At 39.3% G+C, this 21,169-nt stretch carries 11 protein-coding genes; 5 read left to right on the top strand and 6 right to left on the bottom strand.

All coding sequences use genetic code 11. From position 1 onward, the window contains the following. Positions 1-11: 11 nt before the first annotated feature. From GVK91_RS23270 to GVK91_RS23295, 6 genes are all read right to left on the bottom strand, one after another. A complete protein-coding gene (locus GVK91_RS23270) occupies positions 12-1,526 on the bottom strand; it encodes a RagB/SusD family nutrient uptake outer membrane protein (RefSeq protein WP_153844826.1) in 1,515 nt (504 codons plus the stop codon). A 10-nt stretch (positions 1,527-1,536) separates the two neighbouring features. Beyond that, positions 1,537-4,470 (bottom strand): SusC/RagA family TonB-linked outer membrane protein, encoded by a 2,934-nt coding sequence (locus GVK91_RS23275; protein ID WP_182330381.1) that lies wholly within the window; start codon positions 4,468-4,470, stop codon positions 1,537-1,539. Positions 4,471-5,073: 603 nt separating this feature from the next. Continuing rightward, positions 5,074-7,368, bottom strand: coding sequence for a GH92 family glycosyl hydrolase (locus GVK91_RS23280; protein WP_153844824.1), 2,295 nt, complete (start codon positions 7,366-7,368; stop codon positions 5,074-5,076). Positions 7,369-7,378: 10 nt separating this feature from the next. Further along, on the bottom strand, positions 7,379-8,101 hold the full coding sequence (locus GVK91_RS23285; RefSeq protein WP_153844823.1) for a basic secretory protein-like protein: 723 nt from the start codon (positions 8,099-8,101) through the stop codon (positions 7,379-7,381). Positions 8,102-8,111: 10 nt separating this feature from the next. Continuing rightward, on the bottom strand, positions 8,112-10,460 hold the full coding sequence (locus GVK91_RS23290) for a GH92 family glycosyl hydrolase (RefSeq protein WP_153844822.1): 2,349 nt from the start codon (positions 10,458-10,460) through the stop codon (positions 8,112-8,114). A gap of 148 nt (positions 10,461-10,608) precedes the next feature. Continuing rightward, complete coding sequence (locus GVK91_RS23295; RefSeq protein WP_153844821.1) at positions 10,609-11,595, bottom strand: LacI family DNA-binding transcriptional regulator; 987 nt, start codon at positions 11,593-11,595, stop codon at positions 10,609-10,611. Positions 11,596-11,995: 400 nt separating this feature from the next. Here GVK91_RS23295 and GVK91_RS23300 point away from each other — a divergent pair, with 400 nt between their 5' ends. The 5 genes from GVK91_RS23300 (at position 11,996) to GVK91_RS23320 (ending at position 21,135) form a co-directional block, all read left to right on the top strand. Continuing rightward, the gene (locus GVK91_RS23300) at positions 11,996-13,429 is read left to right on the top strand and encodes an arylsulfatase (RefSeq protein WP_228280085.1); all 1,434 of its coding nucleotides are present in this window, start codon (positions 11,996-11,998) and stop codon (positions 13,427-13,429) included. Between the two features lie 160 nt (positions 13,430-13,589). Further along, the gene (locus GVK91_RS23305) at positions 13,590-14,165 is read left to right on the top strand and encodes an RNA polymerase sigma factor (protein WP_120333010.1); all 576 of its coding nucleotides are present in this window, start codon (positions 13,590-13,592) and stop codon (positions 14,163-14,165) included. Between the two features lie 142 nt (positions 14,166-14,307). After that, a complete protein-coding gene (locus GVK91_RS23310; RefSeq protein ID WP_235032980.1) occupies positions 14,308-15,444 on the top strand; it encodes a FecR family protein in 1,137 nt (378 codons plus the stop codon). Between the two features lie 303 nt (positions 15,445-15,747). Beyond that, positions 15,748-19,206, top strand: coding sequence for a TonB-dependent receptor (locus GVK91_RS23315; protein ID WP_159731493.1), 3,459 nt, complete (start codon positions 15,748-15,750; stop codon positions 19,204-19,206). Positions 19,207-19,218: 12 nt separating this feature from the next. Further along, positions 19,219-21,135: a RagB/SusD family nutrient uptake outer membrane protein gene (locus GVK91_RS23320; RefSeq protein WP_159731496.1), complete on the top strand. Its 1,917-nt coding sequence runs from the start codon at positions 19,219-19,221 to the stop codon at positions 21,133-21,135. Positions 21,136-21,169 lie beyond the last annotated feature (34 nt).

Genomic DNA, 21,169 nt, shown 5'->3' on the forward strand with positions numbered 1-21,169 from the left:
AATTAACTCCTTTACTTCCAATAAGCATTTTGTTCGATCAACTTATTTTGTGTTAGAATCTCTCGAGCAATTGGCCAATAGATTCCATCATTGGCTATCAATTGTGCCAACTGAGGATTGTCATGTTTGATCTTCTCCCGCCGAATCATATCATACCAGCGGTGCCCTTCACCCATCAATTCTCTCTTTCGTTCTAAAAAAATGGCATCTACCAGATCTCCATTTGTCGTTTCACTATAAACTTTAAGCCCCCTTCGTTCCCTAATCTCATTTAGAAGTTCAATGGCAGTAGATTTTTCACCCAACACGGCTAAAGATTCCGCCCGCAAAAGCGTGATATCTTCCAAACGTGTGAGTACAGTCGCACTGGTAAAAATGCGAAAAGTAGGATCGGAAGAACCTCCCATGATACACTTGATTTTACTAAAGATTGGATACTTACCATTGAAGTTTCTGAAATACACTTCAGTAGTGGGGCTACCTAGTGTATCAATACTAAAGCGCTGATCCTTCTTCTCATTAAAAGTTTTTAAAATCGTTTCTTTCGGCATATAAATATCTGGCACCGACTTGTTGACAACAGGAGCAGCCAGTGTCAATTCTTCAATATGCCCTGTAAACGATGCCTCCACATGGGCCCATATGTAAGGAAATGAGAACATCTGCTCGGACCGTTTCTCAAAGAAAAAACCATTGCCCTCCGTTAAAAACGAAGTAGACAAATAATAGGCACCTCCTTTACTATAATTATCCATCACAAATTGTGAATAAGAAGCCGCATCAGCATAATTAGCTTGCCATGCCGCCAAATGTGCAAGAATAGCATAGACAGAAAGCTTCCTAACCAAAGCACCATTCCATCTTGAAGAGGCCTCATTGTAATAGTTGCCAATTTGCTGTTCATCACCGGTACTATAGGAATAAGGCAATAATTGCGCTGCATCATACATTTCTTTTTCAATCCAAGCATACAGTTTTAACCGATCTTCCTTGGGCTTATTCTCAAAATTTCCGTCATGGGAATTTAGTATTAGGGGTACATCACCCCAAATACGGACCATATTAAAATAAGCGTAAGCACGTAGAAATCGAGCCTGAGCAACATCTACTACCAAATTATTTTCGGTGTAGCGCATGTCTTTTTCTCTTACTCCCGATGCACGCTCCATAAAAATATTAGCGGCATTAACTACCGCAAACCACCGTCTCCAATTCGATAATGCATTCAGCGATTCATAATTCGCTTTGAGGTCATTCTTAATAATTGCTTTGAGATCCTGCCGATTAGGGCTTTCGAAATCTCCCGCCCGAACTTCTCCATATAACCAATACGCATTATTATCGTCCAAAGCCGCTTTGGTTAAACCATAAATTCCCATCAAACCTGCGCGCGTGTCCTCCAAAGTATTCCACATGTTCTCTTCCTTGACCGTACGAGAGGAATCTATATCCAGCATTTTCTTACAGCCTCCCAGAAGCAATAAGAAAAGCAACAAAACACTCAATATGAGGTGATATCTTTTCATTTCTTTACGTTTAAAAGTCAACTTTTATTCCTAGCGTATAAATTCGTGGTATCCTCATCTTTGACCCAATATCATAACCTGTGTAATCTACAATCTCAGGGTCCACTCCACTATAAGATGTAATCGTAGCAACATTATTCGCAGATACGTAGGCATATGCATTTTTAATGGCCTGAGTTCGGCCCGCCACAAGAGAAGTTAAGTTATAGCCCAAAGTGACCGCCCTTATTTTAACAAATGAAGCATTCTCTAAGAAAAGATCTTGATCGGCCTGATAAGCTATAACAGTACTCCACGGGTTATACAGTGGATATTTACTGTAATCACCCCTTTTTTCCCAATACGTAATCTCTTTGATAGCATCTAGATTTTTCGCCCCTTCATTATTGATAAAATCAAACCGATTAGCCATTTCTTGGTTAATGAGTTGTCGACCAATATTATAGTACATATTGATCCCCAGGTCCCATTTTCCAAACACAAAATTGTTATACCAATTACCAAATACAGCAGGTAAACGATGGCCTTGCAATTTCCGATCCTCATCATTGATTGTATTGTCGCCATTTCGATCTTTCCAAATCGGATCACCCGCACGTAACTGGATCGCATTGTAGGTCATTCCCTGAGGAACATCTGCATCTGTCCTGTAAATACCTTCATTAGCAAGTAGCCAATACTGGTCTAATGGCTTGCCGACCTCCAAAAGATTATTCCCTATCACGAGCCGATCTAGACCATTAGGCAATGCCTTTAATTTATTTTGATTATGGGATACATTCAGTGCCGTAGACCATTTAAAATTATCTGATTGAACCGGATCAAGCCCAACAGTCAATTCTGCACCTAAATTCTGCACATTCATTCCTGCTGCATAGCTCGATTTATAGCCATATTCGCTATAAGATGGAACGTTAATCAACTGGTTTTTTGTCTGTTTCACATAGACATCAAGGGAAACATGAAAATTTTTCTTTTGAATGGCATAATCCAGGCCCAGATTGCCTTGGTCTATGTAGGCCCAAGGAATATTGTATCCAACCCATCCCGACTCATAAGGTCTTACCAACCCTGCAATCGCATTATAACCAGCGATAAGCTGATTACCCGTAAAGCCCATTTGAGCGACATAATTGGGACCTTGTGCAAAATCATCAAACACATTGTTCAAGCCAATACGTCCAACACTGAAACGAGCAGTAAGGTCTTTCAGACTAGTATTGGTATTAAAATAACTATTCTTGATATTCCAATTTATAGACAATGAAGGCGTAAAAATCCAGCGAGCATCCGGTTGTGCATTAGAAGATCCATCAGAACGCAGTAAGAGAGACGTCTCAACCTTATCGCCATAGTTATAGGTCGCTTTTCCATAAAATGAGACCAGGTTATGACGAATGCGATCTAAAAATTTAAATATAAGCGCCTTAGGATATGCAGTAGCTTCGAGATAATTTGATTTAAGCGCATCATCTTCCAACAGATTCACCTTAATGAAATCATTCACTCCCTTATAAGCATAAGCATAGTTGTAGCGATAGGTATCCCATTGCAAACTATTGCCGACCAATAGATTTATCTTATTCTTTTCATTAATATTCCAATCATAAAAAGCCTTATTGTCAAATACTGCCCGCTGATTATAGCCATAGTAGTTTGACGCAAAATTATTGGATTCCATCAGCTTACTATGATAGAATTGGTCCCTATAGCCCTCATTATAATCGAGCATTCCTGTCGAAAGAAAATGAAAGTTTCCAAAATCAAACTGCAGCTTTCCGTACCCCTGCACAACGTTCGTCTTGTTGTTATCAAAGCCCTTTTTATAATAACTTAAATACTCATTGTAGACCTCCTTATTGGGTGACAAGGGTGCCGACAGATCCGGAAAATAGGCTAACTGGGCAAACCTATCCCGCAGGTTCAGATTACGATTACGATCGAGTCGAGCTATATTTGCCTGCATGGAGAACGTCAGCCAAGTCATCGGCCGCATATTCAGCCCAAACAAAGCATAATATTTATTCAATTTTACCTGATCAGCCACGCCTTTATCCTGTGTTGAGCCCGCTGCAAATTGAAAATTTGCACGTGGCCCACCACCTGATAAATTTGCATTCAAATTGTAAACTAAACCACTATTGTAATAAGAGTCCGTCCAATCGGATTTTCCAAAATAATTCATGTTGAGCGAGTCACTTAAATACACAGGGTATGAATCGCCGTCATTATATTTGCCATTGGAAGTATACAGATCATAAAACTGCTTTCTGAATTTATTTTCGTATTCGCCATTAATTGTTGTGACATGTGGACGCTCGGCCAAACCCGTATACATATTGACCGCTATCCGGTTGCTTTTATCCGCTTTATACTCTTTCGTACGAACAACTATAGCTCCGTTTGCAGCGTTAGGCCCATACATCGCAATCGCGGCAACATCTTTTAATACTTCAATAGACTTAACCATGTCTATATTAATATTCGCTAATAAATTGGTAGCCGGGCCAATACGCTCTAGGTTATAGGTTTGAACGGCATAAGCAAAGGGGTGTTCTCCAACCAAAGGAACTCCGTCCACAACAACTAATGGCTGATTCTGAAATACGTCAATATCAGAGAACAATGGCCTCGAAATACCACGAAAATACATTGGCTGCTTGGTACCCGATTCCCCGGAAGGTTCAGTTACATAAAGCCCAGTATTATTTCCTTTTAGGTATTGTGCTAAGGAAGAGTAAGGTAATAACGCCTGTTTTTTTATTTCTATTGGATTTACTTGGCTAGTCTTAATCTGAAATACTGAATCCAATTTTGAAGTTCCAATCTGAAGCTTAAGACTATCGGATGGTGATAACACCTTATCTTGACCAAAAGCAAAAGAATAACAGGCACAGGACCACCCTAAAAGAATAAGCCTATCCAAATACCTTTTTTTTATCATGTGCATATGAATGATATATAATTAGGTTATTTTTACTTTTCTACTATAACTGGTTAAAATCACCTCAAAAAAGAGGTGAAAATTCATTGATTTTTCGGGATAGGAAAATTGGTCGATTCCCATCCAAAATTGATATTACGCAGTATCAAATAGGATTAACATCATAATTTAAGGTTTTAAGTTTAAAATATAAAAACGTTTTAGCATAACACAACATAATGAAATGTCAAAACGAGTCGGTTTGCTTAATTGGTCAGCACTTATCTCTCTTGGTTATATTGAAGATATATAGAAAAATGAGAAAAAAAAATTATCAGTGAAATTTTCTTTATTTGCTAAACTGGTTTAGTCACTAACATTAAGCAATTTATAGCTTAAAAACTGGTTTTTTACGTAGAAAAAATATGATTTTGCTAAAATGGAATTTTAAATTAATTTTTTTTTCCAATTGTAACTTCATGGCACAAACGAATTTAAAAACGAATGGACAGCTTAGCAATCATATGAATACCAGCTTGCTAGCACTACTCATTCAGATTGTAGGAAAAAAATAAAAACCCCTCGTAAAAGAGGGGTTTTTATTATAGTAATCTATCGTTACTATTATTTGTTCGGTTTATTACTCATCTCGAAGATTAATTCACCGCCATTTATAATGCTGCTATAGGGTAGTAGCAAATCAGCCAATTTCCGCCCGTTTAAAGAAACGGATTTAACGTAAACATTCTTCTCAGACTGGTTACGGGCAACTATAGAAAGACTGCGTCCGTTTTCAAGATTAACCTTTGCCGATTTTACCAAAGGACTGCCAATCCAATAGTTATCTTCCCCAGGTGCCACCGGATAGAAGCCTAATGCAGTAAATAAATACCAAGCAGACATTTGTCCACAGTCATCATTTCCCCCTAAGCCCGCATGACCATTATGATACTGATTCCGTATGATCTGTCTTACACGTGCCTGAGTTTTCCAGGGGCTTTTGGTGATATTGTACAAGTATGCCACGTGATGTGAAGGCTCATTTCCGTGCACGTAATTTCCGATAATGCCATCCCGGGTAATATCCTCCGTATGTTCAAAATATTTATCCGGTAATTCCATGGTAAACAGTGAATCCAAATAAGACTCTAAACGTTTTTTGCCTCCCATTAATGCCATCATTTCAGTAGGTTGATGCGGTACATACAGGCTGTAATTCCATGAATTACCTTCAATAAATCCTTGTCCATGTGTATCCAAAACATCAAATTTCTCCTGAAATTTACCCGCTGAATTCTTCGGACGCATAAATCCAATAGCGGAATCATAGAGTGATTTCCAACTTTCAGCCCTTTTGGAAAAAGTCGTGTAAATATCCTCTTTTCCCAATTTTTTCGCTAATTGCGCGATACACCAATCGTCATACGCATATTCCAATGTATTAGAAACAGATGTTCCCGATACATCTGCAGGAACATATCCCTTATCTATGTAAGCCCCAATACCCTCATACTGACGTTTATTTGCTGTTTGTACACAAGCTGCTAACGCGGCTTCCGAATCACCTTTGTAAACACCTTTGAGGATAGCATCAACAATAACCGATACGGAATGATAGCCACTCATGCACCAGTTATCATTTGCATAATGCGACCAGATCGGCAACATTTTCAATACACTCTGATCATAATGAGCCATCATGGATGCCACAATATCTGCATTACGAGAAGGGTTTATTAGATTCAACAGCGGATGAAAGGCCCTAAAGGTATCCCATAAAGAAAATGAGGTATAATTCGTAAAGCCTTCAGCGCGGTGCACCTCCTGGTCCAACCCTTTATACTCACCATTGCTGTCCATATACACCGTCGGCATTAAGCTTGCATGGTACATAGCTGTATAAAAATTAACAAGGTCTTCCTTGTTCAACATTTCAGCTTCTATTTTATGCAACTCCTTTTCCCAGGCGTTTTGCCCTTGCTTAACGTAGCCGTCAAAATTCCAGTCCGGAGCCTCAGCCTCCATATTGGCCAATGCATTCTTCATACTTACTGGACTTAAAGCTACTTTCAGGAGGATGGCTTCTTGTGCTTTTGTATCAAAATCCAAGTGAAGCTTAATATTGTGTGCTGCAAGATCAGGGAAATTGTTCTGTTGATCAAACTTACGCCAGAAACCATTATAGACAGATTTTCCATCTTCATATTTGGCGCCGTAATTCTTAAAAGCTTTTGATGTCTTTATTGCGAAGTATACGGTGCGGGTTCTTGACCAACCGTTTGTCTGGCGGTAGCCTACCAGGGTTGAATCGTTCAGGACCTTGACAACGGTCCAAACATTCTTGCCGTCATAATTATAGATCCCAGCAGTTAAGTCTACAATAAGATGTGAAGCATCCGATTCTTTGAACGTATAACGGTGCAGTCCTACACGTGTTGTTGTCGTTAATTCAGCTTTAATCTGATGTTTATCCAGTAAAACACTGTAATAGTTGGCCTCAGCCCGTTCATTGGCATGCGAATATGGAGATCGATAACCATCTTGTGGTCGATCAGCTGTACCCGGGTTTAATTGGACTTTTCCTTGTGTCGGCATGATCTGTATATCACCAAGATCGGAGTGACCTGTGCCACTAAAATGCGTATGACTAAACCCAACAATCGTCGGATCATCATATTGATAACCAGCACAATATTTATAAACATCGCCGTTATACCGCCCATTAACAGCATACGATAATGTATCCGTATCAGGGCTTAATTGTACAGCACCGAATGGAACTGTCGCCCCCGGAAAAGTATGCCCCATTTTCGCCGTACCGATGAGAGGTTTGACATACTGAACTAATTTAGTTTCTTGTGCCTTTAATAAATATGGGACACTAATTAATCCCAAAAAGACTAAACTTCTGATATTCATCGCTTATGAATTATAGTTTGGGATTTTGGCTATAATCGGCCCACAGCTCATCAATAGTTTTACCCGTCTCCACTTTCCAAAAAGCATCACTATAGCTTTTGCTACGCATAGCCGCATCCAATTTTTTGACAAAATCCTTCTTTACATGTAGATTGATCCAGTACAAAAAGCGCGCTGTAATACGATAAGAATCTGTATATTTCTGCTTTTCGTTATATTCTGGCAGCTTCCAATTTGCTCCAGCATTATCTATTCCATCATCAAATCGCACAAAATCGGCTATCCCCTCGGTAATCCACCAAGGGCCTGCCCCATCGGGGTATGCTTGGACAATATGCATTACCTCATGGGTAACCACATCAATATCGCCCGGATTTTTGGCAAACCAAGCTGGACTGTAACGGACGATCCCGCCCGCTGTTGCTGCCACACCTTTATAGTCCGGATCAATAACGAAAGACACCTTTTTTATGGTCTTTTTATTATATTTCTTGGCTAGTTTAGGATAGTTTGTAAAATATGCCGCCACCAACCTTTCTTTTAAAGGAGCACTAAAATCTTTGTCTTTATTTATCCAAATTAGGGTATAACCGCCTTTACTGATACTATCAACATCCACAGCCACCTTGCGGTCGTTTTCTGTATGTTTCCAGTTGTCCTGCGCGAAAAGTGAACAAGAGTATACCAAGCCAAATACGGTAACAACTACTTTTAAGTTTTTAAAGTTTATCATAACCCAATGATTATTTCTTTTTGTTCGATTTCAACTTGATATTTGTTTGCGAATCCGTTGTCATTGAATAAGGCGCTGAATTTTTGGACGATCCCCTCGTATAATTGGGTTTTGCCGTCATGTCAAAATTAAGTGTGCCACCTTCATGCAATGCTCTGTGACTTAACCAGTTCTTGCCATAATCCTTACCATTCATTTGTAATGTGTTTACATATACATTTTCAGCTGAGTTCTTTGGTGCATCAATGGTCAATGTCTTACCATTTTCAAATGTTAAGGTCACTTTTTTAAATAATGGAGCTCCGAGCACATATTCATCCGTCGCCGGACAAACCGGATAGAATCCAAGCGCTGAAAAGACATACCATGCAGAGGTTTGACCATTATCTTCATCACCACAATAGCCATCAGGTGTAGGCTTATACATTCGGTCCATCACTTGACGCACCCAATATTGTGTTTTCCAAGGTTGGCCAGCGTAATTGTACAAATATGGCATATGCTGAATTGGCTGATTACCATGTGCATATTGCCCCATATTCGCAACTTGCATTTCACGTATTTCATGGATAATACCACCATAATAGCTATCGTCGAAATCTGGGGACTGAACAAACACCGAATCCAACATGCTCACAAAAGTCTTCTCTCCTCCCATCAGATCGATAAGCCCCTGAACATCGTGAAATACGCTCCACGAATAATGCCAGCTATTTCCTTCTGTGAATGCGTCACCCCATTTTAATGGATTAAAAGGAGCCTGGAATTTTCCATCTTTATTCTTTCCACGCATAAGATTGGTCGATGGATCAAATAAATTCTTGTAGTTCTGTGCACGCTTAGCATACAAATCAATTTCAGCTTTCGGACGGTTCAACGCTTTTGCCAATTGGTAAATAGTGAAATCGTCATAAGCATATTCCAATGTACGTGCTGCATTTTCATTGATTTTAACATCATATGGCACATAACCTAAACTATTATAATATTCCACCCCTTTTCTTCCAACAGCACTCATTGGTCCTTCGTTATTAGCACCGTGTTGTAAAGCTTCGTATAACTTATTGATATCATAACCGCGTAATCCTTTCATATAAGCATCCGAAACCACCGAAGCGGAGTTATTACCCACCATGATATCGGCATATCCAGGACTGCTCCATTCAGGAAGGAAACCTCCTTCTAAATACGCATTAAGTAAACCTTCTTGCATCTCCTTATTAATGGAAGGATACATAAAGTTTAAGAATGGATACAACGCTCTAAAAGTATCCCAAAAACCTGTTCCTCCAAATAAATAGCCAGGAAGTGTTTTTCCATTATATGGACTGTAATGTACAGCCTTTCCTTGCGCATCAATTTCATATAACTTGTTCGGGAAAAATAAAGTCCGATACATGGTCGAATAAAATGTACGCAGTTGATCAATATCATCACCCTCTACTTTAATCTTCCCTAAAGTGGAATTCCAGATCTGACGTCCGTCTTCTTTTACTTGATCGAAAGATTTATTACCTAACTCATTTAAGTTTAATAAGGCTTGTTCGGCACTGATAAAGGAAGACGCCACTTTCACCTGTACTGGTTTCGTTTTGTCTTTTACCTTAAACCCTACGATTGCACCAGTGTGATCACCTTTGATCTGAAGTTGCCCATCCTTCTTCTCTTTGCCTTCCCAAGTAGCGACACTTGCAAAAGGCTGATCAAAAACCAAAACAAAATAATTCTTGAAATTAGCTGGCAGCGGACCGCGTGCATATTTCGAAGAATAGCCAATTATCATATTTTTTTCTGGAATAATCTGCACTTCAGATCCCTTTTCATAAGCATCCAAAACAATATAAGCGTCGTCTGTTTTATTAAACGAGATCCTAAACATGGCTGCGCGTTCTGTTGGTGTCATCTCTGCAGTCACATCGTGATCTGCTAGATAAACCGAATAATAATACGGTTTTACAATTTCCGCTTTATGCGAAAACCAGCTCGCACGCTCATCTTGATCAAATACAGGTTTTCCGGTCACAGGCATGATAGAAAAAACACCGTAATCATTCATCCAGGGTGATGGTTGGTGAGTCTGTTTTAAACCACGAATCTTATCAGCGGTATATTGATACTGCCATCCGTCGCCATTTTTCCCTGTTTGTGGTGTCCACATATTCATGCCCCAAGGTCTCGCAATCGAGGGATAGGTGTTACCATTGGACAACTCAAATTTGGATTCGGTACCCATTAATGGATTAACAAGATCGACAGCTTCTAGCTGCTGCCCTCTAAATTTCTGAGCCAAAACCGGTTTTGCGTAAAACAAACCCAAAGACAATAACGACCCTAGAAAAACACTTAAAGATTTCTTCATTATTTAGGATATATAAAAATATTTCTACTAAAACGTATTAGTAAAGATATAAAAAAGAATATTAAATCAAAATAAAGACCTGGAATTGGACAAACACGTCTTATGATTTTTACAATTCAATTTTTATATATCCATTTGTTGTCCCATTTTAGCGCCGAATCAATTTCGTTGAGATGATATATTCTTTTGGTGTGGATATCCCTTGATCTATTTCCTTTAACAAAACTTTCGCACAAGTTTTAGCCAGAGGTTCCAATGGTTGCTGGATACAGGAAATTTTAGGATTCAAAATATCAAATAATTCATGGTCATCAAAAGAAAACATCGGAAAATTATAGCTATTCTCAGGCGCCGACCGCAATACCTTTAATCCGAGAATACAAAGATAATTTGTGGTAAAAAATAGACCATCTAAGCCTACCTGCTTAGCTGCCCAATTTTTCAACATACGTGAACCTTTCTGTTTCAGGTGCTGATAAGGTAATTGCAGTATGCGAGGTTCCATTCCGTATGTGTCACAAAACTCCAAATAAGCACGCTTACGTGCCAGCATTTGTGGTTGATCCGAATCGATGGTTACCAGCCCAAAATTTCTACAACCAATAGATTTCAAATAGTCACATGCATTCTTCCCACTAACTTCATTGTCAATATGTACATAATGGGTTTCCACTGTTGGAGAATTTCTATCAAAAACTACCAACGGAACCTTATGCTCCAATATTTTTCGCAGATACTCTTCCAGATCTACTGTCGGGGCCAAAATAATACCCTCCACTTTCTTTTCCAACATCGAATCGATGATATCGCGTGCATTTTGCGAATCTCCAAGCGTACTACTGTAGAGGACGTGATAATTTTTCTTTCGGAACAATTCCTCTACATACAATGCAAATGGACCAAAAAAAGAATCCCCAATATTCTCTACAATTAGACCAATGGTATTTGACCGCCCCGTTGCTAAACTCTTGGCGAGAGCATTGGGCTTATAGCCAACTTTTTCAACGTATGCAAGTACACGGTTTTCCAATTCCTTGCTAATACGTGCTCGCTCGGCTTTGTGATTAATGACTAACGAAACAGTTGATTTAGACACATTGAGTTCCTGTGCTATTTCTTTAATTGATTTGGCCATAAGAGCATTTTCATAAAATTAGGGTGAAATTAGAAAATAAATATGAACATATCGGAGATTACAATTGATAGCACACAATAAATTATTACACAATCGTATGCGTAGGCAGCAAAAAGGAACAGATTATCAAATTAAGGCTCTTTCATTACCGTTGCTATCCCTCCACGAATGCAAGCCAATACGATCAAAAAGATATTTTTGAGTAAATTTAACGCTCATTCTTTTTAGAGTAATACTTCTTTAAAATAGAAGTATTACTCTAAAAAAACATACGAACCATTATAAATAAAATTAAATAGGACCACCTGACTGTTTTAATGGATTAAGTTGCACTGCAATATAAACTAGTGGACAATCTTAGCTAAGAAAAAAATTAATTTAAAGAAATAACCGAATGCAAATGAAAACATCTTTTATGTTATCTCTTCTTTTGACTCTAGCCTCTCTTGCTATTGCTCAAAAGAAGGACCAGAGACCGAATATTGTACTTATCATGGCAGATGATCTTGGTTATGGAGACCTTGGTGTATACGGTCAGCAAAAAATTGAAACGAGGCATATCGATTCATTGGCTGCCAAAGGGATGAAATTTGACAACTTCTACGCTGGTACATCAGTGTGCGCTCCCTCGCGATCATCTTTAATGACAGGACAGCATACTGGCCACACCTATGTAAGGGGTAACAAAGAACTTGAGCCCGAAGGACAACAACCCTTAGTCGACTCTGTACAAACTTTTGCTATGCTTCTACAACAGGCAGGATATACAACCGGTGCGTTTGGAAAATGGGGACTTGGAATGGTCCATACAACAGGTGCTCCTGATCAAAAAGGATTCGATGAATTCTATGGCTATAACTGCCAACGTCAATCCCATCGTTACTACCCAACTCACCTCTGGCATAATAACGAAAGGATAGAACTCCATGAAAATGGTTTAATGGCCCAAGGGCAGTATGCACCGGCATTAATCCAAGAAAAGACCTTGAAATTTATTGATGAAAATAAAGAAAAGCCTTTTTTCCTTTATGTACCTACAGTTCTTCCTCACGCCGAATTATCAGGTCCGGATGACAAATATTATCAATTATATGCAGACAGGTTTGATGAAAAACCACATAAAGGAAATGACTATGGCCCACAAGCGACTGTTCCCGGTTACGCTTCGGTAGAAAAACCGCATGCCATGTATGCGAGTATGGTAAGCCGTATGGATGCTTATGTCGGTCAAATTGTTGATCGGTTACGCGAGAACAAGCTATTGGATAATACAATTATCATTTTCACGAGCGACAACGGATCGCACAAGGAAGGCGGAGCCGATCCCAATTTTTTCAATAGCTCTGGCGGGTTACGCGGCAACAAACGCGACCTCTATGAAGGTGGCATTAAGACCCCTTTCATTGTTTATTGGCATGGCAAAGTTGCCGAAGGGAAAACCTCAAACTACCTGGGCGCTTTTTGGGATATTATGCCTACGATGGTCGAGCTTGCCGCGACAAAAAAACCGCATTATACAGACGGAATTTCATTTTTGCCAACGTTGCTAGGTAAAAATAAGCAACAAAAACAGCACCAATACCTGTACTGGGAATTTCATGAAGATGGGGGGCGTCAAGCCCTGCGCCAGGGAGATTGGAAACTTATCTTACAAAAAGTTACAAGTAGCCAACCTACAGCCGAACTATATAATCTCAAACAAGATCCAAAAGAACAACACAATATTGCCCAAGGAAACCCAACGAAAGTAAAAGAATTACGTCAGCTGATTGAAAAAGCGCATGTCGAAAGTGGTATTTTCCCATTGACAAGTGTAAACACGCACAAAAAATAAAACTAAGTTTGGGGAGTAGCTAACTGAGTGTTATTCCCCAAAAAACGATTAAAGTCACTGAAAATATAGCAATGTAGTAAGAACGCTAAAAAATAGAGATTATCTTTCCTGTAACAAGAAATCATATTTTTTTCGCTAAGTTTACTGCCCGAGTACACCCATGAAAAATCAAAAATCATATCAATATCACGAACTTCTCCCTCTTATACGCCAAGGGGACCAACGAGCATTTGTTATATTATATGACCTTTTTACGCCCGATTTAATCGCTTTTATTGCAAAAAAAGTTGCTAGCAGTGAAGTCGCTGAAGATATACTGCACGATCTTTTTATGTCAGTATGGAAAAATCGGGAAATGATTGAACAAATAGAATCTCTCCCGGCCTATCTATTTAGCTCCTGTAGGTACCTCATCCTTGCTCATTATCGCAAGAATTTAAAATTAAAGGTATCATCTCTCGATTTTGAGGAGCTCGAACTGGAAGATGAAACCGTTGCAATAGAAGATAAACTCTATTATCGTTATATCATCGATATTGTCGCCAAAGAAGTCGAAAACCTTCCCGAAAAGTGCCGAGAAGTATTTAAATTGAGCCGTGACTTCTACATGAGCAACAAAGCTATTGCCCAGCAGCTTAATATCAGCGAGTCTACCGTCGAAAAACACATTAATAAAGCAATCAAACATCTTCGAGCAGCGACAAGCCATTTATTTCATTTTACACTGTTTTTCTAGTCAACACCCGTACCTTTTTAACAGGTATTTTCATAGATATTTTATCCATTTTAAAAAAAACACTTTTTTTTCATTTTCGACTGGAGGTTCCACCTTATTTTACACACTTGTATAGTAACTGACCATTCCAATGGAACCTGTTATGAATCAAATGAACGAAATATACAAGCTGATTTCCGTCTTCTTGAACAGGAAGGATACTGTTCAAGATAGAAAAGAACTACTCGACTGGTTTGAAAAACAGTCCGAAAATGGCATTTCTGAGACCGAATTTGTGGATATTCAAAATAATGCAAAAAAGAGTCTTATCAAGGAAATACAAAATCCGGCAAGAAATATTATACAGTTTCGGACAGTCAGGTATATAGCAATCGCCGCCAGTATACTGCTGATAGGTTTTTCGATCTTACAATTCTGGCCAAAGCCCGAGATCTTAGCGACCACAGCGCAATTGGCATCAATCCCTCCCGGTAAAGAAAGAGCAATCATTATCTTGGGAAATGGTAAACGAATAGATCTCGAACATCTTTCGCTCAATCAAAGTATACAAACAGGCGATGTCATTATAAAAAAGGATGGTAAGGGACAAATCAGCTATCATGATGTTAAAACAGGACAAATAAGTATACAAAAAAATAGCATGTATACGCCAAAGGGTGCCACCTATGACCTAACCTTATCAGATGGCACATTAGTGACACTAAACGCTGATTCGAAAATCTCTTACCCAACCTCCTTTGATAATGGAAACAGAGAAGTTGAATTACAGGGTGAAGCCTACTTTCATGTACAGAAAACAACCAATAAAAGCAAATTTATCGTTAAAACACGTGGTCAGAAAATTGAAGTTCTTGGAACCCGCTTCAATGTCAACGCATACCCCGAGACAGATAGAACACAAACAACCCTAGAGGAAGGGTCTGTTGTAGTCTCAGCACAAGATGTACCTCAATCCAATCTTTACCTAAAACCAAATGAGCAGGCTACTCTGCAACATGGCACACTAAATTCCCGCCACATAGATCTTGAAGAAGTATTAAGTTGGAAAAAAGGTCAGTTTTATTTCAATGGTAATAACACGGAAGAGGTAATGCAACAAATTGCCCGCTGGTATAATATTGACATTACGTACAGACGAAGTAAAAGTAAAGAACAATACACGGGTACAATTCCCCGCAATCTAAGCTTAAACAAATTGATTGAGCTGCTCAATTTTGCAGATATCAATACAAAAGCTTTGGTGGGTGACAATAGCCGAATTAAATTAATCATTACATAACCAATTGCTAAAATTATGACAAGCACAAAACTGCCACCATAAATCCTTATTGATAATACCAATAAAAAACGGACCCTGTTGGCGCAGAATCCGTAGTAGTAATTGGTATTAAAGCATCATATAACATCTCAATTATTAATACATTAAAACCAAACGAATTTAATGAAATTTTCAATAACTCCGTTCATGAAGAAGGAGAGGGATTTTCATGAAGGTTTGTTGGGCGATCGCATGACGCCTAATAAAAGCCTTAAACGTGAAAAACAAATACCTTTTTTTGCGCGACCATTACCTAGATCTCTTATGAGGTTCAACTTAATCACTTTATTGATCGGCATAGGACTATCCCAAGTGGATGCTCATACCTATGCACAGCAAATTACGCTTAAAAAGCATAATGCAAGTCTTCAAGTTATTTTAAAAGATCTTGAGAAACAAAGTGGATATACTTTCTTCTATAAAAAGAATGAAATATCTGCCAATAAAGACATCTCTATCGATGTAAAAAACCAGCCATTTTCACAGGTTTTAAAAATTGTATTGGGGAATGCAGATTTTACTTACGATTTCTTTGACAAAACAATTGTCATTAAGAAAAAAAATGAACCGCTGAGAGATGACCTTAACAAGATTATTAGCAAACCAATAATCAATAAGAGTTTAGACCTACAACAAGAAACTCAAGTAACAGGTTCTGTCAGTGACACCTTAGGCAGAAAACTTACCGGTGTAAGTGTAAGTATCAAAGGGAAATCAGGCCTTGGTACAGCAACAGATATCAATGGAGCTTTTGTACTAAAAGTACCCGTTAATGCGACCCTGATTTTCACAATGGTTGGATATGACCCACAGGAAGTTGCTATTAACGGAAAATCAAAATTTGACATCATATTAAAAGAATCTGCATCAAGTTCCATTGACGAAGTCGTTGTTACAGCATTTGGTCAACGCTCCAAGAAGAGCGACCTTATTGGTTCCGTTTCATCACTTAGCCCCAAAGAATTACGTGCCCCAGTAAGCAATCTTACAGCAGCATTACAAGGCAAAGTTGCCGGTGTCGTTTCATTTCAACGTAGCGGAGAGCCGGGAGGCGATAATGCCGATTTCTTCATCAGAGGTGTAGGTACTTTTGGAACAAATAACAAGCCGTTAATCCTTGTCGATAACATGGAGGTAACAGCGGATGATTTGGCACGTATTCCAGTTGATGACATTGAAAACTTTTCGATCTTACGTGATGCCACCGCATCAGCCGTGTATGGCTCTCGGGGAGCAAACGGAGTTGTCCTCGTGACAACAAAGGTAGGACGTGACGGACCTGCAACGATCAGCTTTAGAGCCGAACAACGCATATCAACACCTACCCAAACGTTGAAATTTGCTGATCCTGTCACTTGGATGAAAATGTACAACGAGGCTGTTACAACACGTGACCCCTTGGGGGTAGAACCTTATGGGCAATATAAAATTGAACGCACCGCTGCTGGAGATGATCCTATCACCTACCCAGCAGTAGATTGGCTCAATGCCCTCACTAAGAAAACCACAACAACCCAAAACTACAACTTAAGTGTATCTGGCGGTGGACAAATTGCTACTTATAACGTGAGTGGAAATTTTACCAATGACAATGGTCTACTTAAAATGGATGCTTTGAACAACTTTAACAATAACGTTAATTTCAAGGTGATGAACCTGCGGAGCAATATTGGTATCAACTTAACCAAATCAACATTCGCTATGGTTCGCACCGTAGCCAATCTGCAAAATTACAGTGGCCCACCGACAAATGGAGCAGAAGCCTACAATCTTGCACTTCGTGCAAATCCTGTTTTATTTCTCCCTGTATATCAAGCTGGTCCTAGTCAGTCCTATATTCAGCATCCACTCTTCGGAAATGCCGATAAGGGACAGTATGCCAACCCTTACGCACAGATTATGCGCGGATACTCGGAAAGAAAGCGAAGTGATATTCAGGTACAATTGGAATTAAAACAAGATTTTTCAACAATTCTTTTGGAAGGTCTAAATTATAGAGGACTCTTTAATCTAAGCAGAAATTCTTATTTTGCCCAATCACGCCAGTACAACCCATTTTATTATGAGCCAATAGGAACCGATCCAAAAAACAACTCTTTGCTCTTTCGCGAGATCAATCCTGAAACAGGAACAGAATATCTCGACTTTGTTCCTGGAGAAAGAACCCAATCCGCTGTTTTCTATATGGAGAATCAGCTCTCCTATCAACGGACCTTTAATGAGAAGCATAATGTATTTGGAATGTTGATCAACACCATCCGGGATAATGTCAAAACACCCGTCGACAATAACATTTCCCTAATCAATACGCTTCCCAACAGAAATGTGTCCTTATCAGGTAGTTTCACCTATGGTTATGATAATCGTTATCACGCTCAATTTGCTTTTGGGTACAATGGCTCGGAGAAGTTTTCGGACAAATTTCGTTGGGGATTTTTCCCTTCCTTCGGTTTAGCATGGAATGTCTCCAATGAGCAGTTTTTCGAACCAATTAAGGACGTCGTCAGTAATTTAAAATTCCGCTTCACTCGTGGTGTTCTCGGGAATGACCAGATACTTGATACTCGATTCTTCTATCTTTCGGATGTCAACCTTAATAGCACAGACTATGGTTATTCCTTTGGATTACCTGCCGAGTCAGGGCGTAGAACCGTCAACGGTATTGTGGTCAATCGGTATGCCAACCCCGACATTAGATGGGAAATTTCCAAACAAACCAATTTAGGAATTGACTTAAGCTTATTTAGAGGCGCATTAACATTTACAGGTGATTTTTATCAGCAAGAACGCGACAATATCGTTCAAGCACGTTCATTATCCTCAATCAATGGTCTAACCGCCTCTGTTTTTGCCAATGTCGGAAAATATAAGAGTAAGGGATTTGACGGAGAATTGGTCTACAATAAGTCTGTTAACAGTGATTTATGGTTCCAAGGTAGAGGAACATTCACTTTTGCAACAGGGGAATATGCATTTTTCGAAGAGCCCGCGTATAAAAACGAGTACCGTCAACGTCAAGGAACTTCCGTCAGCAATCAGTTCGGTTATATAGCGGAGCGCTTGTTTATTGATGACAACGAAGTCTATAATAGTCCCGCCCAAGAATTCGGATCAACAGTCCGTGGTGGAGATATCAAATACTTGGACGTTAACCGAGATGGTTTAATCAATGACGACGACCGCATGCCAATTGGCTATCCTACGACTCCAGAAATCAATTATGGATTTGGTTTAAGCACTGGCTATAAAGGTTTCGACTGCTCCTTCTTTTTTAGCGGAGTTGGAAGAACATCGTTATTTATTAATCCAACAACGAATAATACGAGCAGTCCATTGAGTCGAGGAATTGCTCCATTCGGTGTTGAAACATCACCCAACGCTGTCTTCCAAGAATGGGCAAATAACTATTGGTCCGAAGACAATAAAAATATCTATGCAGCATGGCCTCGTTTAAGCGTAATGCCAATGGCCAACAATACAGTTCAAAGTACTTTTTGGATGCGTAATGGCAGTCTGCTTCGGTTAAAACAAGTCGAATTAGGCTACACATTCAACAAAAAACTAACGCAACGATACAAATTCAAAAACCTACGTATTTATGCCAGTGCAACAAATCTATTGCGATTTAGCTCTTTCAAATTATGGGATCCTGAAATGGGTGGTAATGCGCTAAACTATCCGCTGCAAAGGGTATTTAACATTGGTATCAATGCTAATTTATAAGAAACTATGAAAATGAGATTTAAGAAAAGTATAATCGCGTTAGGGTTGTTCGTAGGTCTTTCGACCTCCTGTAATAAGTTTCTGGATGTTGTTCCAGATAATGCACCTGTACTCGACCAAGCATTTGCAATGCGTACAATGGCCGAGCGTTATTTAGTGACTTGCTATAGTCAATTACCACAAAGCTTTTCGATGACCAATAACCCAGGTTGGCTCTCTGGAGATGAATTTTGGTTAAACTCCGAATCGACCTATTCGGGGTACTTCAATTGGAGAATCGCTTTGGGCAACCAAAATGGCGACAACCCCCTATTAAATGCTTGGGATGGGAACAATGGAGCAACAAATCTTTGGGTGGGTATCACAAACTGCAATACATTTCTCGACAATATTATGTCGGTACCGGATATGACAGACGAAGAGAAACAGATGTGGATTTCAGAAGTCAAATTTCTGAAAGCTTACTATCACTTTCTCCTAATAAAACAGTACGGTCCAGTACCTATCAGAGACAAGAATATCCCTATCTATGATAGCCCGGGATCTTCTCAGTTGCCTCGAAATAGTGTAGATGAATGCTTCAACTATGTTATCGGTATGATTGATGAATCCATCCCCAATTTAATGGATGACGTGACTGCGGTGAACAGTGAAACAGGACGCATCACAAAAATCGTCGCCAAAGCAATGAAGGCTGAGATATTGGTTTATGCCGCCAGCCCTCTTTTCAATGGAAATGTTGGTACGGAAGCTTCTATTAAAAACAGTGATGGGAAAGAGTTATTTAACCATACCTATTCGGCTGAAAAATGGCAATTGGCAGCAAAAGCTTGTAAAGAAGCCATCGATTTTGCTACTGAACATGGTAAGAAATTGCATACCTGGACGCCCACTGGAGGATTCACGCCTCAAGCGAGTACACAGTTTCAAATGAATATTCGAGAAGCATATAACGAAAATACCGACAACCCTGAAGTATTATGGCTAGATACAAAATCAACCGCCAATGGAACCATTCAAGGTTATTTTATGCTACCTCGATATACCGCCAATGCAACGTCGGGAACCTTGTTGGGCTTTATGTCTGCAACAATAAATATTGTTGAAAAATTTTATTCAAACAATGGCGTCCCTATTGAGGAGGATATTACTTATCCATATACATCGAGATTCGACTTGATTACAGTTCCCAACACAGATGCTTATAAATACGATTTGGTCGCTGGGAAACAAACAGCCCGAATGAATCTAAATCGGGAAAATAGATTTTATGGCACCTTAATGTTTGATGCCGGACGTGTATTTATGTTGCAAGCCGGTTCGGATGCAAATGCTTACAATATTGATCTCAAATATTCGGGATCTTCAGGAAAAGTGGACCCCACACGATTCAATTGGACAGGATATGCCTCAAAAAAACATTATAATTATCGAAGTACAGTTGGTGCAAGTAATGCATATACTGCGCGGTTGTTTGGCCATCCGATCATGCGTTTAGCCAATCTTTACCTTTACTATGCAGAAGCATTAAACGAAACAAATGGTCCCTCAGCAGAAGCTTATTCCTACATTGATGCTGTCCGAACGCGCAGTGGCCTTAAAGGTGTCGTTGAATCATGGCAAAATTACTCTTCTGCGCCAAATAAACCTGCAACTAAAGATGGACTGCGTGAAATTATCAAACGTGAACGTACAAATGAGTTTGCTTTGGAAGGTGTACGTTTTTGGGATCTTCGCCGTTGGAAAGATGCCGTCAAAGAACTAAACAATCCAATTTTAGGATGGGATATCAATCAATCATCCGAAGGCTCTTACTATCGGACAACACTATTATATACACGGTCATTTATGGATCGGGATTACTTTTGGCCATTGAGCTTAAATGAAAGAAGACGTAACCCAAATCTTGTCCAAAGTGCAGGATGGTAATTTAAATTACAAATATCGCATAATGAAAAATTTA

Source organism: Sphingobacterium sp. 18053 (assembly GCF_902706145.1).
Taxonomy (GTDB): Bacteria; Bacteroidota; Bacteroidia; order Sphingobacteriales; family Sphingobacteriaceae; genus Sphingobacterium; species Sphingobacterium paramultivorum.

What these genes read in the sequence shown, in the direction of transcription:
- GVK91_RS23270 (WP_153844826.1), bottom strand. Translation starts at nt 1,526, where the DNA reads ATGAAAAGATATCACCTCATATTGAGTGTTTTGTTGCTTTTCTTATTG.
- GVK91_RS23275 (WP_182330381.1), bottom strand. Translation starts at nt 4,470, where the DNA reads ATGATAAAAAAAAGGTATTTGGATAGGCTTATTCTTTTAGGGTGGTCC.
- GVK91_RS23280 (WP_153844824.1), bottom strand. Translation starts at nt 7,368, where the DNA reads ATGAATATCAGAAGTTTAGTCTTTTTGGGATTAATTAGTGTCCCATAT.
- GVK91_RS23285 (WP_153844823.1), bottom strand. Translation starts at nt 8,101, where the DNA reads ATGATAAACTTTAAAAACTTAAAAGTAGTTGTTACCGTATTTGGCTTG.
- GVK91_RS23290 (WP_153844822.1), bottom strand. Translation starts at nt 10,460, where the DNA reads ATGAAGAAATCTTTAAGTGTTTTTCTAGGGTCGTTATTGTCTTTGGGT.
- GVK91_RS23295 (WP_153844821.1), bottom strand. Translation starts at nt 11,595, where the DNA reads ATGGCCAAATCAATTAAAGAAATAGCACAGGAACTCAATGTGTCTAAA.
- GVK91_RS23300 (WP_228280085.1), top strand. Translation starts at nt 11,996, where the DNA reads ATGAAAACATCTTTTATGTTATCTCTTCTTTTGACTCTAGCCTCTCTT.
- GVK91_RS23305 (WP_120333010.1), top strand. Translation starts at nt 13,590, where the DNA reads ATGAAAAATCAAAAATCATATCAATATCACGAACTTCTCCCTCTTATA.
- GVK91_RS23310 (WP_235032980.1), top strand. Translation starts at nt 14,308, where the DNA reads ATGAATCAAATGAACGAAATATACAAGCTGATTTCCGTCTTCTTGAAC.
- GVK91_RS23315 (WP_159731493.1), top strand. Translation starts at nt 15,748, where the DNA reads ATGAGGTTCAACTTAATCACTTTATTGATCGGCATAGGACTATCCCAA.
- GVK91_RS23320 (WP_159731496.1), top strand. Translation starts at nt 19,219, where the DNA reads ATGAGATTTAAGAAAAGTATAATCGCGTTAGGGTTGTTCGTAGGTCTT.